This is a genomic window from Ruegeria sp. HKCCD7181 (genome assembly GCF_057221055.1).
On record NZ_JBWVBC010000004.1, the window covers coordinates 422,799 to 437,811 of the forward strand.

The following is a 15,013-nucleotide window of genomic DNA, read 5'->3' on the forward strand; positions in this document are numbered from 1 at the left end:
ACCTACGGCTTCGTTGATTAAGCTTGCTTTGCAAGAGATTTATAGCTCGATCGGCGGTGCCTATTGTGACAAGATAGAGGCCCGCAATTCGCTCAGCGCCTGACTGTCTGGCAGTTTGCCCAGTGCTTCCTCCAAAACAGCCAAAGTGGCCTCGCGACCATCCACAGCGGCAGTAATCCGAGCCAGCATCACCCACGCTTCTTCGCGTTGTGGGTCCATGCGTACTACCTCCCCGAAAGCCCCCTGGGCAGCCTGGAAATTTCGTAATGTGAGCGCCATGCCACCCAGTACCAAATGCGTTTCTGGAAAATCTATTCGCGCTTGCAGGGATTTCCGCCATTCTGCCATCGCCAGCCGCATATCTGCTTCAGCCCGTTTCGAAAGGCGAACCTTCGGAGCTGTCAGCATAGCCTTGGCCGCCTCGATCCGGACCATCCGCTTTGGATCACCCAGCATTTCACTGATACGCTGCACTTGAGTCTGCGGTGGAGCTGCCTGCTGGACCGAAATCGCTGCTGCGCGAACCAAAGGGTCATCGTCTGCAAGCAATGGTGCCATTTCATTGGCCGCAGCTTCGTCGGCACTTTGAGACAGCAACCACAATGCTGTTGCTCGGATCAGGCCCGGTTGGCTTTCGTCCAGTGCCAGCTTTCTTAAGTCCGGTTGCGCATCGGCGGGGTCCGCCCTCCCAGAAGCCAGCGCCACTCCGTAATGCGAGCGAGAAGCGGCGCTCGGATGATGTTTTGCAATCTCTGCAGCCGCCCATTCCGCGGACTGGTCCGAGTGGCAATCCGTACAGGCATCAGGCGCACCGGTTGTTGCTGCCAGATCAGGTCGTGGAATGCGAAAGCTGTGATCGCGCCGACCATCGATACCCATATAAGTTCGCTCGATCATGTGACAGTTTTTGCACTGAGCTCCGTCGGACCCTTCTTCATGAAAGTGATGAGACGCGGCATCATAGGATTTTAATGGCAGCGACGCGAAATCGGGGTTCCCCGCCGGTGAGTGGCACTGCGTACAGACCGTGTTGCCCTCGGCTTTCAATCCAGTTGTATGAGCGTCATGACAATTCAGGCAGCCAACCCCTTTGTTGTACATCTTGGACTGCAGGAATGAGCCATAAACATACACCTCGTCCAATATTTGGCCGTCCGCGTGGTAAAGACCCGGGCGCAACAAAGAGAGGTTATAGGCATCGTGAAAAACTGTGCCCGGCAACGGGTTTCCGTCCCCCAGCGGCTCACGCCGAGAATGGCATGTCGCGCACTGTTGAATGGTTGCCTCGGTTCCCGCCGTCTTGAAATCCATCGAGAACCCATATCCTTGCGGAGCCGAGGCCGCGGAAACACTCGGTGTTTCAGCCCAATCGACATGGCGCGAACCGGGACCATGGCAAGCCTCGCATCCGACGCCGATTTCTGCTTGGGTCGAGGCATAGGTCTGACGGGTTTCATCAAAGCGTTTTTCGAACCCGGTAGCGTGGCATTCCGCGCATCGGGCGTTCCAGTTCTTATAGGGGCCGGTCCAATGCAACCCGTCATTTGGTGGCAGATTCTGGTCGGGATATAGGTGATACCAGCGTTCCTCAGCGACATCCCAGACGACATCAAAACTCTGCACTTTTCCCGGTTCTGTCTCGATCAGGTATTGCTGGAGCGGTGCGACTCCAGCAACCGAATGAACGGTGTAGTCGTTCACTGCGCCGTCCGCCTCGATTAGACGAACATGATAGGCACCATCCACTACCGAGAATTCATACTGTACCCCGTCATGTTCGAAACGGGTTCCTTCAAAATCACCCAAAACCGTTTCCGGTGACGGCTTGGTCCAGGCGAGCGCATGGTGCGAACCAGCCCAAGCATCGGCGGTTTCCTGATGGCAGGTGGTGCATTGCGCGGACCCAACATAGCGGACCGTTTCGTTCGAAGTTTGCGCCCACGCTGTTGCAGACAAGAAGAACCCGATCAACAAATAGGAAATTAGAGATCGGGTCATCTGGAACTCCTGCCGGTTGCCTGAACCGGGTTTAAAGGTGGCAGGGATGAAAGAACACCCGGCTTTGCGCCCTCAGGGTGATACGTACGAACCGCGTCGCGTAGGCTGGTCCAGGCCGCGTCATCGTTCACGTCTTTGGCGGTTCGGCCGTAGCGTGCCTTGCCAATCTGCACTAGGGCCTCGCTGATGGCGGCATCTTGCTTGGGATCAATGCCGGCTTGCCTTTCGGCCCAAAGTCCCAAAGCGTTCAGACAGGCCGCCAGATCCTGCCTTCTTATTGCGTCGCGCAAAGTGTCGCGGGCGTATTGGGCCGAAGCCAGATAGTGCGCTTTACGCTTCGCCCGATGGCGTGACCAACGCGACCAAACTGGATGCCAGGCCAGCACTAGACAACCCAGCAAGGTAATTCCTGCAACTGCGATCCAGATCAATGTCTGCAAGGTGAGATCCGAGGCGCGTCGCGCGACCGGTGCGTCCACCTCTAACGGGAAACCTTCAACAGCTGCCGTTTCGATCTGACCTGTTTCCAAATTGAACCACTCCAACGCAATTGCTTCGGCCAATCCATCGCCGCCGCTTTGCGCAAGATAAGTCACCTGTTCGACCCGGGTTCCTGCAAGCACGCCGCGCTCGGAAGTTTCGGTCAACAGGGGCTCAGACGGATAAATGGCGATCCCTTCAATCGGAGGTGTTTGCACAAGCGCCGGAATAAACATGGACGACGTGCCTTCGATCTTGGCAGTAATGCGTCGCTGGACGCTGTCACCGGGTGAAAGCGGCGCCTGTCCACCGGAAACCTCCTGCGTCAGCTCAAGTTTTGTTGCGCCGATAAACGGGTCCATACCTTCGGCGCCCTCGGGCAACGTGCCGGTGATGACGATCGCCTCGATTTTGGCGCGATCCTCACGTGGGGCATTCGTTTCCGGGTCGGCCCATGTCACAATCAATTCCTGTTCCGGTATTTTGTAACGGCCCGGCGCCATTGGCATAATGCGATAGCGACGTGTGACCCCGGACCACGTATCACCATTGACGCTTTCGCTCACCGGACCGGTGGCGCGGTCCGGAAGCCGTACGTTCAAGTTGGGCGCTTCGAAACTTGGGAACACAACCGGTTTGGGCATCCATGTTGGCACCAGAACAGTAATGCGAAGATCAATCGCCTGGCCTGGGATCGCTTCGTCCGCCACCTGCTCCACGGATACGCGCGGCGCAAGTTCGGTCTGCGCAAACGCCGAACCGGCAGCTAGAAAGAGGGCAAGGCACAAATGAATTAATCGCATCATTGCCTCGCGTTTGCCTCAAACTGAAACCGCATCCGCAGAAAATCCTCGGTACGCGTATCGACAGTTGTCATCCATTGTTCAGCGCTCAGGACAGCAACCTCTCCCTGAGGTTGTTGTTCTAACTGAGTATCCGCCCCGCGCGCGGCTTCATTGTCGAACACGACGTCATCTGCGCCGATACCTGCCTCTTCGCCAGTATCCGAAGCTTCGCGTGTGGCTTCAATATATTCCACGATTTCCTGCGCAGTGTGCAGGTTTTCGACAGCGCCAGGGAAATCAGGATCACGCTCCACCGTTGTCTTGAATGCACGCACGCCATCACGGTACTGCCGGTTCTTGATATGGGCCAAACCTTGGGTGAACGACGCCTCGGCCGTGTCGAGGCGCTGTAGCACGTCAATCGCATCGGCATAGCGGCCAGCACGATAGAGGGTGTAGCCCTGCCACAGAGGATCGACGAAGGTCTCGGCCGCACTTTGGAAATCGTTGTTGCGGTAAGCCCGGTACCCTTGTTGATCCGGTGTCAGGAACCAGTCTGCGATCCCGTCTGCATGAGCAGACGAAGGCCCAATAGGTGAAGCCATAAGCGCGATAATGGCAGCAGACCAACGCATCGTCCAACCCTGCCTGAACCAGATCAAGGCTAACAGGACGGCTGGCACGGCCAGCCACCAGCCGCGATCCTCCCATGGCTGGTCTCCATTCTGTAGGATGGCTCGGCGATAGTCCGTGTTCAGCAACCTGTCCAACCGTGCAACATCTGCGTCATTTGGTGTCGTGCGGATCACAGGCACGGATGTCAGCAGATCGAGGCCCTGATCGCCGATGCCATCCGGTAGCATCGCCAAAGTGGCAATAGATGTACTCTCAACAGAATCGAGCCGGCGCGCATCGGTTACGCTCATCCCATCCAGAACAAACAGGATACCGCCCTCCCGCTCTGCCTCCAGCAGCGTAGTAGCCAGTTCCAGTGCGGCAGTCGCATTTGAGCCACTCTCGGGCATTACTTCGGGTTGCAATCCCTCCAGATAGGGCAGCATGACCTGCGGATCTTCGGTAAACGGCAGAACGCGATGCGCGGTTCCTGCATAAGCCACCAACGCGGTTCGCCCGCCGGCACGCAATTCTAGCAGGTCCCGGATCTTGAATTTTGCGCGCTCTAAACGGTCAGGCGGCAAGTCAGGCGACACCATCGATGGAGTCACTTCAAGTGCAATCACCAATGGACCGGTTTTGGCCAGAAACGGATCCACTTGCCGCGTCCAGGTTGGCCCCGAGGTGCCAAGAATGGCTAGCGCCAGGATCAGCGCGACATGGTCGATCGGCAAATACCACCCACGCCCAGCGTCGCCGACAGTCAGTGCCTTTTGTAGATGTGGGGCAATTCGGTCTGACATCGGGTTGGACCGGGTTGCTGCGCGGCGATTCACCCACCAAAGAACCAGCAATGGAAGCAACAGCATCAGCCACAAAGGGCGCAGAAAGTGAAAGGCCTCCAGAAACAATCCCAATTCGCGCAGCAGCAGGTCCATCACGCGGCTCTCCAACCAGTTCGCCGCAAGGTCAGAAGAGTCAGGGTAAGCAAACCCAGAAACGACGCCACAGCCAAAGCAACGGGCGCCAACTGCGTACGGGGTCGATACGAAACCTGCTCGACCAGACGTGGTGCCAATTCGTCAATCCGTGCGTATACAGACGCCAGTGCTTCCGCGTCCGAAGCAAAAAAGGAACTGCCGCCTGTTCGTTCGGCAATATCGGCAAGGGCTTGAGTGTCGACGCGGTTTTCCCCCGTTGCGTTGGGATCGCCGACCGCGATGGTATGAATTTCGACGCCCTTGCTACGCGCGATCTCTGCAGCATTCAAAGGGCTCATGCGGCTGCCGGTATCGCTGCCATCGGACAGCAGGATCATCAAACGTTGATCAACCTCGCTGACCTCAAAGGTCCGAATACCCAGCCCGATGGCGTCGCCAATGACTGTATTTGGCCCAGCCATTCCAACTTCGGTTAGCTCCACCAGATCGCTGATCGTGGCCAGATCCTCGGTTAGTGGCGCCTGAAGGAAAGCACGGGTCCCAAATACGATTAGCGCAATACGGTCACCTTCGCGCTCGGCAACGAAATCCTGAACCACATTCTTGACTGCCGCCAACCGCTGCACGCGATCCCCATTCGGCATTTCGAAATCGACAATGTCCATCGATCCTGAAATATCGATGGCCAGAACCACGTCGCGGGCGGACCGGGTGATTTCAATGGGCTCACCCAGCCGCTCCGGACGAGCGAGCGCCAGAACCAAAAGTACCCAAATCGCCACAGCCGTCACCATCTGAACCCGTGTCCGTTGCAGGATAACTGCGCCGGGGGACGGTGTGACCTCGGCTGCGACAACAATTTTTCGGAAAAATGGAAATCTGAGCGCCGACACTTTTTCTTTCCGGGCAGGCATGAATCGCCAGACCAGCCAAGGCAGCGGTAATAGTAACAAGGCATAAGGAAAATCTAACGCAATCACGTTACCCGTCCCGCTTGTGACTTCGGACCCAGCGTTCCGCGCAACTTTTCAACCCAGATGTCATGGCAGGGTGGGATGAATACGGAGCCTGCGACACAACCTGCCCGTCGCCCTGCCGGAAAGAGGAACCACCGCCGGTACGGTCCAGAAAGGCAAGCCAGTCAGGGCCGCTCAGGCTTGCTACATCCGCGCGCGGGAATGCAGCCAGCGCACAGCGTCTGAGAATTTCAGCAATCGCCACAGGGTCGGATGCCGCGGCTTTTAGCGCGGCCAGCGCATCTCGCCGATAGGCGTTCGCCAGATAATGACGCCGCCAGCGCCACAGCCCATACGCCAGCAAACTCAGCAGAATGACAGCCACGGCTGCCCATCCCCAGGTTTGCGGCATCATTGAAATCGCTGGCGGCTCCGGGGGTGGAACAAGACCATCAATGAGGTCGACCAGAGTGACAGGTGCTGTTTCGCCAGTTTCATTCATCGCCGCATCAACCCCATCAACCGCCGCATCTGTGTAAGGCTATCCTGCGCAGATGTGAGGGGCAGGACGGGAATTCCCATAGTCCGCGTCCAGTCCAGAACTTCGGCCAGGCGGCCGCGCGACATCTCAAGCAACTGGCGATGTACCGTTTTCTTCCCTGTATCTATCTCGGCCTGCATGATCCCGTCCGAAATGATCAGTCGGAGATCTTCTGGTAGGTCATCGGCAATCGGATCCGTCACAAATCCGAGGATCAGATCATTGTGGCGCGACAGTCCGCGGATCAGCTTGTGCGTCTGGTCGTCAATGATGTCAAAATCCGAAAAGACCAAAACCAGATGGTCCCGAGGGGCAATCCGGCTGACCGAGGCCAAGACCTGATTCAGGCTGACAGGCGCAACATTTGGCGCATCAGCACGCAACAACGCATTTGCGCCCGCAATTGCAGTCAGAAACCGGTTCAAGGCGGCTGTACTTCGGCGTGGTCTGATTTCGGCAATTGCTTCGTCGCCGAATACGATCCCACCGACCCTGTCACCCTGATCCAGAATTCGGAACGCTGCAAGAGCTGCGCATTCGGCAGCCGTGACAGATTTCATGTTCAGGTGAGAGCCAAAGAACATCGACATTCGCTGATCCACGACGATCAACGCAGGCCGGTCTCGTTCTTCGGTAAACACTCGGACATAGGGTTTGCCGGTGCGCGCGGTTACTTTCCAGTCGATTGACCGGACATCATCGGACGGCAGGTAGCCACGCAACTCTTCAAAGGCCAGCCCTCGCCCACGCATCCGCGAGGCATGCCGACCGTTCAGGGCACTACCTGAAGGCTGCCGTGGTAGAAAATTGAGGAGTCGGGCTTGCCCTTGCAGTCGCCGCAGATGTGCCAGGTCTACAGACACCCGAGCATCGAGATCGGAGTCTGCGGATGGGACGGGTGTCATCCCAGTTCGAACACGGGCAGCCCGGTCAATCATAACATCCTCATGTCAACGCAACCTGAGTGATCATCTCTTCCACGACATGGTCAGGGGTGACGCCTTCGCCCTGGGCCTCATAGCTCAGACCCAGGCGATGACGGAATACATTGGCCGCGATGGCGCGGATATCCTGCGGATCCACGTAATCACGGCCTTTCATCCAGGCGTGGGTTCGGCCGCACTTGTCCAAAGCCAACGACGCACGTGGACTTGCGCCCACTTCGATCCAACGCCCGAGGTCATTGCCGAAGTCGCCGGGATTACGCGTCGCACACACAAGATCCACCATATAGCGCTCCATCGCATCCGAGACGTGGACGTCCACGATCTCGCTGCGGGCCTGAAACACCATGTCCTGAGACATGGTCTCCGACGGCTTGGTACTCGAAGATTTTGGCTTACTGGCTGCGGCTTCTTCGCCGCGTACCAATCGGATCACCTGCACTTCATCTTCGGCAGGCGGGTAGTCAACCAGAACATGCATCAGGAACCGATCCATCTGTGCCTCGGGCAGAGGGTACGTCCCTTCTTGTTCGATCGGATTCTGTGTCGCCATCACCATAAACAGCGGCGGCATTTTGTGGGTCGTGCTGGCAACCGTAACCTGACGCTCCTCCATGGCTTCCAGCAAAGCGGCCTGCACTTTCGCCGGGGCGCGGTTTATTTCGTCCGCCAGAACCAGATTGGCGAAGATCGGACCGGGCTCGAACCGGAATTCAGATCCCTTGTCTGTCTGGTAATAAACCTCTGTCCCGGTCACATCTGACGGCAACAGATCTGGCGTGAACTGGATGCGGCTGAACTGGCTTTCCAGATTTTTCGCCAACGCCTTGACCGCTCGCGTCTTAGCCAGTCCGGGCAGGCCTTCGACCAATAGATTGCCGTTTGCCAACAACCCGATCACCAGTCTTTCGATCACGTCACTTTGTCCGATTATCGACTCGCCCATCCGGGAAATCAGAGTGTCGATTGCATTCTGCGCATCTGTTGCCATAGGAATTCCAAAACAAGCTGAAATAAGGACACCCTGAGCCCGTAAGCACAGGTATTTGGTGATAATGTACTGTTCGCCTAGATCGCACTTCGCCGGAACTCAGAACGACGACGATTACCTAGTCGGCATTGAAACCGGAGGCTGATTAAATTGCAATGCCGGAAACTGGCACCGTCAATCGCGTTTCAGAGTTCGGGTCGTCGAGATCAGTTTAAGGAACATCTTTCGCCTGTACATCAGCCGTGCCATTTTGGAACGTGCAAGTGTCTGCTATTGAACTTTCGTTCTACAGCAGACCCGCTGTGGCAAAGAGGGACTAACAGTGTCGTGGATCGATACGTTCAAAGGGCTGAGCCGCCTGCCGGAAGATATCCGCACCGAGCTTGAAGGCGGGAGCCAGATTGTTTCGGTCCCTGCGGGTACGCAGGTTTTTGCGCCGGGCCAATCTGCTGACAATCTGCTGCTGCTGCTCGAAGGCACGGTGCGGGTCCAGCAAAGGTCGGACACCGGACGTGAGGTTTTTCTCTACCGGGTACACGCCGGGGAAAGCTGCGTTCTGACCACAGCCTGCATGCTGGCCTTCGAGGAGTATTCCGCAGATGGTATTGCCGAAACGGACGTATCGGCTGTTGCCATCCCCAGACAGACCTTTGATGATCTGCTGGCACGTTCGCCAGTGTTCAGAGAATTCGTTCTGGCAGCGTATTCACGGCGGATTACCGACCTTTTCACGCTGATTGACGATATCGTGTTTCAGCGCATGGATGTTCGCCTTGCCGCCCGTCTGCTGGAGCTTGCCGACCAGGATGGGATCGTTCACGCAACACACGCATTTCTTGGAACGGAACTCGGGACTGCTCGCGAAGTGATTTCGCGCACTCTGTCGGAATTTCAACGTCGAGGCTGGGTTGAACAATCTCGCGGAGAAGTGCGTTTGACGGGGCGGGTCGGTCTTGAACGGCTGGCCAGATCGGCTGGCGTCGAAGGATAAAGGCAAGCCTTAAAACCAGGCCTCGCCAGTTTGGTGATCAAGTCACCAAAGATCGTTGTTGCCTTATGCAATGTTGCCTCCATCGATTCTCGATGGAGTGAGACATGAAGACCAATATGGGAAAGATTGACCGGGCCCTCCGCCTGATACTGGCAGCGGTCCTTCTGCTTGCGGCGTTCGGTACAACTGCGATCGGATCAGGCCTTATGTTTTGGTTGGCTCTGGCAGTTGCAGGTGTCTTTACGCTGACAGCATTTGTCGGCAGCTGTCCGCTTTACTCTGTTTTTGGCCTCAAGACCTGTCAGGATTGCGGATGATCGAGACTGCATTTACGCCTTGGGCATCGCTGGCGGGCGGCGTTCTGATCGGAATCTCCGCGACCCTTCTGATGCTTTTCCTGGGTCGCGTGATGGGTGCCACAGGTATTCTTTCGGGTCTGCTCCAACCTCAGTCCAGAAACGACTTTACATGGCGTGCGTCTTTGGTGGCCGGAATGGTAACCGGACCACTGGTCGTCGCGATGGTGACAGGGCAATTTCCAGCTGTACAAGTTCCGAACTCAACCGCAGCGCTTGTTCTGGGCGGTTTCATCGTCGGGCTGGGAGTCACCTTCGGGGCTGGATGTACGTCGGGGCACGGAGTCTGCGGCATGGCTCGGCTCAGCCCCCGATCCATCGTGGCGACAGTAACATTCATGGCCTTCACCTTCGCGACTGTTTTCATTGTCCGACACGTGATCGGAGGCTGAGACGTGAATCTGATCTTAACTTACCTGATTGGTCTTGTTTTTGGCGTAGGCATTTCAATCTCGGGCATGGCAAACCCAGCCAAGGTATTGAATTTCTTTGACGTGTTGGGATCGTGGGACCCATCCCTGATCTTTGTGATGGGCGGAGCGTTGATGACTACCTTTGTCGGCTACAAGCTGGTTTTCGGTCGCGCTAGGCCAGTCTTCGAAACCAGTTTCAAAGTTCCTACGTCGCGATCAATCGATGCACAGCTCGTCGGTGGCTCGGCCGTATTTGGAATCGGCTGGGGTATATCCGGCTTCTGTCCGGGCGGCGCGCTGCCCGCACTCGGCACTGGCCGGTGGGAGGTCTTCGTTTTTGTCGCCGCACTTTTGGTCGGGATAGCCCTTGCCCAGGTTCTGCGCCTCACCGCCATACCAAAACTACAGGCCAAGCCCTGAAACTATCCGGAGGAGAACCGCTAAGATGACCTATCCCGTGAACATGACGATTAAGCCCGAAGTACAGGCCTTTTTTGACAAGACCACGAACACGATCAGCTATATCGTGAAGGATCCGAATTCGAACGCTTGCGTTATCGTCGACAGTGTCATGGACATCGACTACGCCGCGGGCCGTATCACCTTTGACCACGCCGACGAGCTGATCCGCTGCATCACCGAGCAGGGGTTGCAACTGGAGTGGATCATCGAAACCCATGTCCATGCCGACCACCTGTCTGCCGCGCCCTACATTCAGGGGAAACTGGGCGGCAAGATCGGAGTCGGATCAAAGATCACCGTTGTACAGGACACGTTCGGCAAAGTTTTCAACGAAGGTACCGAATTTCAGCGGGACGGTTCGCAGTTCGACGCGTTGTTCGAAGACGGCGACACCTACATGATTGGCACCATGCAGGCGTTCGCCATGTACACGCCAGGCCACACGCCAGCCTGCATGGTGCACGTGATGGGCGACGCCGCCTTTGTAGGCGATACACTTTTTATGCCGGATGGCGGCTCTGCGCGGGCGGATTTTCCCGGTGGTGATGCGGGTATACTCTATGACTCGATCCAGAAGGTTCTTGCTCTGCCCGACGAAGCCCGGCTGTTTATGTGCCATGACTACGGACCAAACGGTCGCGATATTGCCTGGGAAACCACCGTGGCCGAAGAGAAGGCGCACAACATCCATGTCGGTGGCGGCAAGACGAAAGAAGAATTCGTCAAATACCGCACTGAACGCGATGCCACACTGGCCATGCCAAATCTCATCCTTCCGTCCCTGCAAGTAAATATGCGCGCGGGTGAAGTACCGACCGACGCAGATGGGAACCCGATGCTCAAAGTGCCGGTCAACGGGATTTGAGCCGGAAAAGGGAGAAAAAGCATGAAACTCCGGGAAATATCGTCAAAGTTCGCGGTCAGCCCTCAAATCACGGCTGAGGATGTTGAAACCCTCGCCGCGCAAGGGTATCGCGCGATTATCTGCAACCGGCCCGACGGCGAAGGTGCTGACCAGCCGTCGTTCAAAGAGATCGAGGCCGCGGCACAGGCAGCTGGCATCGAAGCACGATATGTCCCGATAAAATCCGGCTTAGTGAAGGACGAGGACATCACCATTTTTGGTGAAGCCCTAGAGGATTTACAGCGCCCGGTTCTGGCCTATTGCCGCACCGGCACACGGTCGGCCACGCTCTGGTCCTTTCACGAAGCAAAAAAACGCCCGATGGCTGAAATCCTGATGGCGACCAAGGCGGCCGGGTATGACATGAACGGGGTTGCCCGCCGCATTGCGAATGGTGGGAAAACTCCGACCGATACCGGAGACGCCCATTTCGACATCGTGATCGTCGGCGCTGGAGCAGGCGGGATTTCCGTAGCTGCCAGCCTGAAGTCACGACAGCCGGATCTGAACATTGCAGTCATCGACCCAGCGGACATTCACTACTACCAGCCCGGCTGGACGATGGTTGGCGGTGGCATCTTTGATGTTCAGACAACGGCCAAGACGATGGGCAGTTTGATCCCGAAGGGTGTGCATTGGGTCAATTCCGCCGTCGCGGCGTTTGAGCCGGACAACAACGCAGTCATCCTGGATGGTTGCCGGGTCGTGAAATACGACCGTCTGGTTGTGTGCCCCGGCCTGAAACTTGATTGGGGCAAAGTCGAGGGCCTGAAAGAGACGCTGGGCCGCAATGGTGTGACGTCGAATTACCGCTATGACCTCGCCCCGTATACCTGGCAACTGGTGCAAGAGATCAAGGAAGGGCGGGCTATCTTTACCCAACCTCCGATGCCGATCAAATGTGCAGGCGCCCCTCAAAAGGCAATGTACTTGTCCGGCGATGCCTGGGTCCGCGAGGGTGTGCTCAAGAATATCGACATTCAGTTCATGAACGCAGGCGGCGTGCTGTTCGGCGTCAAGGACTACGTGCCTGCACTGCAGAAATACATTGAGAAATACGGCACAACGCTCAACTATTTTCACAATTTGATCTCGGTCGACGGCCCCGCAAGGAAGGCAGTTTTCGAAGTCAAAAAACCAGATACCGACGCAACCACGGTCGAAGTCGACTTCGACATGATGCATGTCTGTCCACCCCAGACCGCGCCGGATTTCATTCGGGTATCGCCTTTGGCCGACGCATCGGGTTGGGTCGATGTAGACCAGTCAACGCTGCGCCACAAAAGCTATGACAACATCTGGTCGCTGGGTGACGTGATGAATGCGCCCAATGCCAAAACCGCTGCTGCAGCCCGCAAACAGGCCCCGACAGTCGCGGATAACATCGTGGCCGACATTGCCGGCCGATCAGCGGTGGCACAATACGACGGTTATGGTTCCTGTCCTTTGACCGTTGAGCGCGGCAAGATCGTTCTGGCCGAATTCGGCTATGGCGGCGCCCTCAAACCTAGTTTCCCGAGGTTCCTGATCGATGGGACACAGCCAAGCCGGGCGGCCTGGTTTCTGAAGGAAATTCTACTTCCGCCGATTTACTGGAAAGCAATGCTGCGCGGTAAAGAATGGATGGCCAGACCCGAAAAGCTCAGGGTCGCGGCAAAGTAGCCAACTGACATCCGCACAATCCAATCACGGTGAATTGCAGATAGCGCGGCGTGAGTTGCCCACCTATCGACACAGAATAGCAGAATGATCGATAAAATCCGCCAATATGTTCCTGTTCTTGATTGGGGCCGTACCTATTCCAGGGCAGCGTTCTCCAATGATTTGATCGCAGCCGTGATCGTGACGATTATGCTGATCCCGCAATCGCTGGCCTATGCCTTACTGGCCGGGTTGCCGCCCGAGGCAGGAATTTATGCCTCCATCGTACCCATCGCGCTGTATGCCATTTTCGGAACAAGCCGGTCGCTGGCAGTTGGTCCGGTCGCGGTTGTCTCGCTGCTGACGGCATCCGCGATCGGGCAAGTCGCCCAACAAGGGACAGCGGGTTATGCGACTGCGGCCCTGGCCCTTGCGTTTCTATCCGGCGGGTTTCTTGTGCTGATGGGCGTCTTGCGCCTGGGGTTTCTTGCGAATTTTCTCAGCCATCCGGTGATTGCAGGATTCATCACGGCCTCTGGCATCCTTATCGCGACCAGCCAGCTCAAGCATATATTGGGCATCAATGCACACGGTCACACGCTGCCTGAAATGCTGCGCTCAAATTTCGCACATTTGCCCGAGGTCAACTGGTTCACAATGACAATCGGATTGGTTGCAGTAGGGTTTCTGTTCTGGGTTCGCAAAAACCTCAAACCGTTACTCCTACGGCTCGGAACGCCCTCAACACTGGTCGATGTTCTGACGAAAGCCGGCCCCGTCGGCGTTGTGGTTGCCACGACCGTCGCCGTCTGGGGCTTTGGTCTTTCAGATCAGGGCGTAAAGGTAGTCGGCGCGGTACCGCAGAGTCTGCCGCCACTGACCCTGCCCGACCTATCGCCAGATCTACTGAGCGCGCTTCTTTTACCGGCCATCCTTATTTCGATCATCGGATTTGTCGAAAGCGTCTCAGTCGCGCAGACCCTCGCCGCGAAAAAGCGTCAGCGCATCAACCCCGATCAGGAATTGATCGGTCTTGGGGCCGCAAATCTTGGGGCCGCTTTCACAGGTGGCTATCCCGTAACCGGTGGTTTTGCCCGATCGGTGGTAAATTTCGATGCTGGTGCGGAAACACCTGCGGCCGGAGCATTTACCGCTATCGGCCTCGCATTCGCCGCCGTCGCGCTTACGCCGTTGGTCTATTACCTTCCAAACGCAACACTGGCGGCCACTATCATTGTTGCCGTACTTAGCCTTGTCGATCTGTCGATCCTGAAAAAAACATGGAGATACTCCCGTGCCGATTTCACCGCCGTGGCGGCAACAATTCTGCTTACGCTTGGCCTTGGCGTCGAAGTTGGTGTGGCATCCGGTGTGGCCATTTCGGTCCTGTTGCATCTCTACAAGACATCGCGACCACATGTGGCCGAGGTTGGATTGGTCCCCGGCACACAGCATTTCCGGAACGTTCTGCGCCATGAAGTTCAGACAGACCCATCGGTTGTAACGCTGCGCGTCGACGAGAGCCTGTATTTTGTAAATGCACGGTTTCTGGAAGACTTGGTACAGCGGCGTGTGACCGAAACATACACCGTTCAACACGTCATCCTGATGTTTTCGGCTGTTAACGAAGTCGACTTTTCCGCGCTGGAAAGTCTCGAAGCGATCAATCTGCGTCTGAAGGATCTGGGCGTCGGCTTTCACCTGTCAGAGGTCAAGGGACCCGTAATGGACCGTCTGAAAAGGTCACATTTCCTCCAGGATCTGAATGGGCACGTTTTTCTGTCTCAGTACGATGCCTGGAAAGATCTCATGCGCACGCCATTGCCCGAGGCTGCGGAGTAAGGGTTGCCGAGGCTGTATTTGCTGACTGGCTTGCACGCAATATAGGCGCTTTCCTGATCAGAATGCGCCTGAAAGAAAATTCGACCAACATCTATTCAGCGAAGGATCGAGCGTCCTGCGTATTCGGCGACTTCTCCCAGGCTCTCTTCGATG

14 protein-coding genes are annotated in these 15,013 nt (G+C 56.7%); 7 read left to right on the top strand and 7 right to left on the bottom strand.

Annotation, left to right across the window (positions count from 1 at the left end):
- Positions 1-60: 60 nt before the first annotated feature.
- From AC2TCY_RS11070 to AC2TCY_RS11100, 7 genes are read right to left on the bottom strand one after another with little or no spacing between them, the layout of a single operon-like run.
- Complete coding sequence (locus AC2TCY_RS11070; RefSeq protein WP_480847476.1) at positions 61-1,998, bottom strand: multiheme c-type cytochrome; 1,938 nt, start codon at positions 1,996-1,998, stop codon at positions 61-63.
- On the bottom strand, positions 1,995-3,281 hold the full coding sequence (locus AC2TCY_RS11075; RefSeq protein WP_480847478.1) for a hypothetical protein: 1,287 nt from the start codon (positions 3,279-3,281) through the stop codon (positions 1,995-1,997). The genes AC2TCY_RS11070 and AC2TCY_RS11075 overlap by 4 nt, the downstream gene beginning before the upstream one ends.
- Positions 3,281-4,816 carry a VWA domain-containing protein gene (locus tag AC2TCY_RS11080; RefSeq protein WP_480847506.1) on the bottom strand — a complete coding sequence of 512 codons (1,536 nt, stop codon included), beginning with the start codon at positions 4,814-4,816 and terminating at the stop codon, positions 3,281-3,283. The genes AC2TCY_RS11075 and AC2TCY_RS11080 overlap by 1 nt, the downstream gene beginning before the upstream one ends.
- Complete coding sequence (locus AC2TCY_RS11085; protein WP_480847479.1) at positions 4,816-5,799, bottom strand: VWA domain-containing protein; 984 nt, start codon at positions 5,797-5,799, stop codon at positions 4,816-4,818. Before AC2TCY_RS11085 ends, AC2TCY_RS11080 begins: the two co-directional genes overlap by 1 nt.
- Position 5,800: 1 nt before the next feature.
- Complete coding sequence (locus tag AC2TCY_RS11090) at positions 5,801-6,277, bottom strand: DUF4381 domain-containing protein (protein WP_480847480.1); 477 nt, start codon at positions 6,275-6,277, stop codon at positions 5,801-5,803.
- Entirely contained in the window at positions 6,274-7,254 is a 981-nt protein-coding gene (locus tag AC2TCY_RS11095) for a DUF58 domain-containing protein (RefSeq protein WP_480847482.1), read from the bottom strand. Before AC2TCY_RS11095 ends, AC2TCY_RS11090 begins: the two co-directional genes overlap by 4 nt.
- 7 nt (positions 7,255-7,261) lie before the next feature.
- Complete coding sequence (locus AC2TCY_RS11100; RefSeq protein WP_480847484.1) at positions 7,262-8,251, bottom strand: AAA family ATPase; 990 nt, start codon at positions 8,249-8,251, stop codon at positions 7,262-7,264.
- A gap of 322 nt (positions 8,252-8,573) precedes the next feature.
- On the opposite strand from AC2TCY_RS11100, the gene AC2TCY_RS11105 reads away from it, so the two are divergent.
- From AC2TCY_RS11105 to AC2TCY_RS11135, 7 genes are all read left to right on the top strand, one after another.
- Positions 8,574-9,242, top strand: coding sequence for a Crp/Fnr family transcriptional regulator (locus AC2TCY_RS11105; RefSeq protein ID WP_480847486.1), 669 nt, complete (start codon positions 8,574-8,576; stop codon positions 9,240-9,242).
- Between the two features lie 104 nt (positions 9,243-9,346).
- Positions 9,347-9,559, top strand: coding sequence for a YgaP family membrane protein (locus AC2TCY_RS11110; protein ID WP_480847487.1), 213 nt, complete (start codon positions 9,347-9,349; stop codon positions 9,557-9,559).
- A complete protein-coding gene (locus AC2TCY_RS11115; protein WP_480847489.1) occupies positions 9,556-9,990 on the top strand; it encodes a YeeE/YedE family protein in 435 nt (144 codons plus the stop codon). The genes AC2TCY_RS11110 and AC2TCY_RS11115 overlap by 4 nt, the downstream gene beginning before the upstream one ends.
- A 3-nt stretch (positions 9,991-9,993) precedes the next feature.
- Entirely contained in the window at positions 9,994-10,431 is a 438-nt protein-coding gene (locus AC2TCY_RS11120) for a DUF6691 family protein (protein WP_480847491.1), read from the top strand.
- 25 nt (positions 10,432-10,456) lie between these two features.
- Entirely contained in the window at positions 10,457-11,338 is an 882-nt protein-coding gene (locus tag AC2TCY_RS11125) for an MBL fold metallo-hydrolase (RefSeq protein ID WP_480847492.1), read from the top strand.
- A 21-nt stretch (positions 11,339-11,359) separates the two neighbouring features.
- Entirely contained in the window at positions 11,360-13,039 is a 1,680-nt protein-coding gene (locus tag AC2TCY_RS11130) for a bifunctional protein tyrosine phosphatase family protein/NAD(P)/FAD-dependent oxidoreductase (RefSeq protein ID WP_480847494.1), read from the top strand.
- Between the two features lie 84 nt (positions 13,040-13,123).
- A complete protein-coding gene (locus AC2TCY_RS11135) occupies positions 13,124-14,860 on the top strand; it encodes a SulP family inorganic anion transporter (RefSeq protein ID WP_480847496.1) in 1,737 nt (578 codons plus the stop codon).
- The last annotated feature ends 153 nt before the right edge of the window (positions 14,861-15,013 follow it).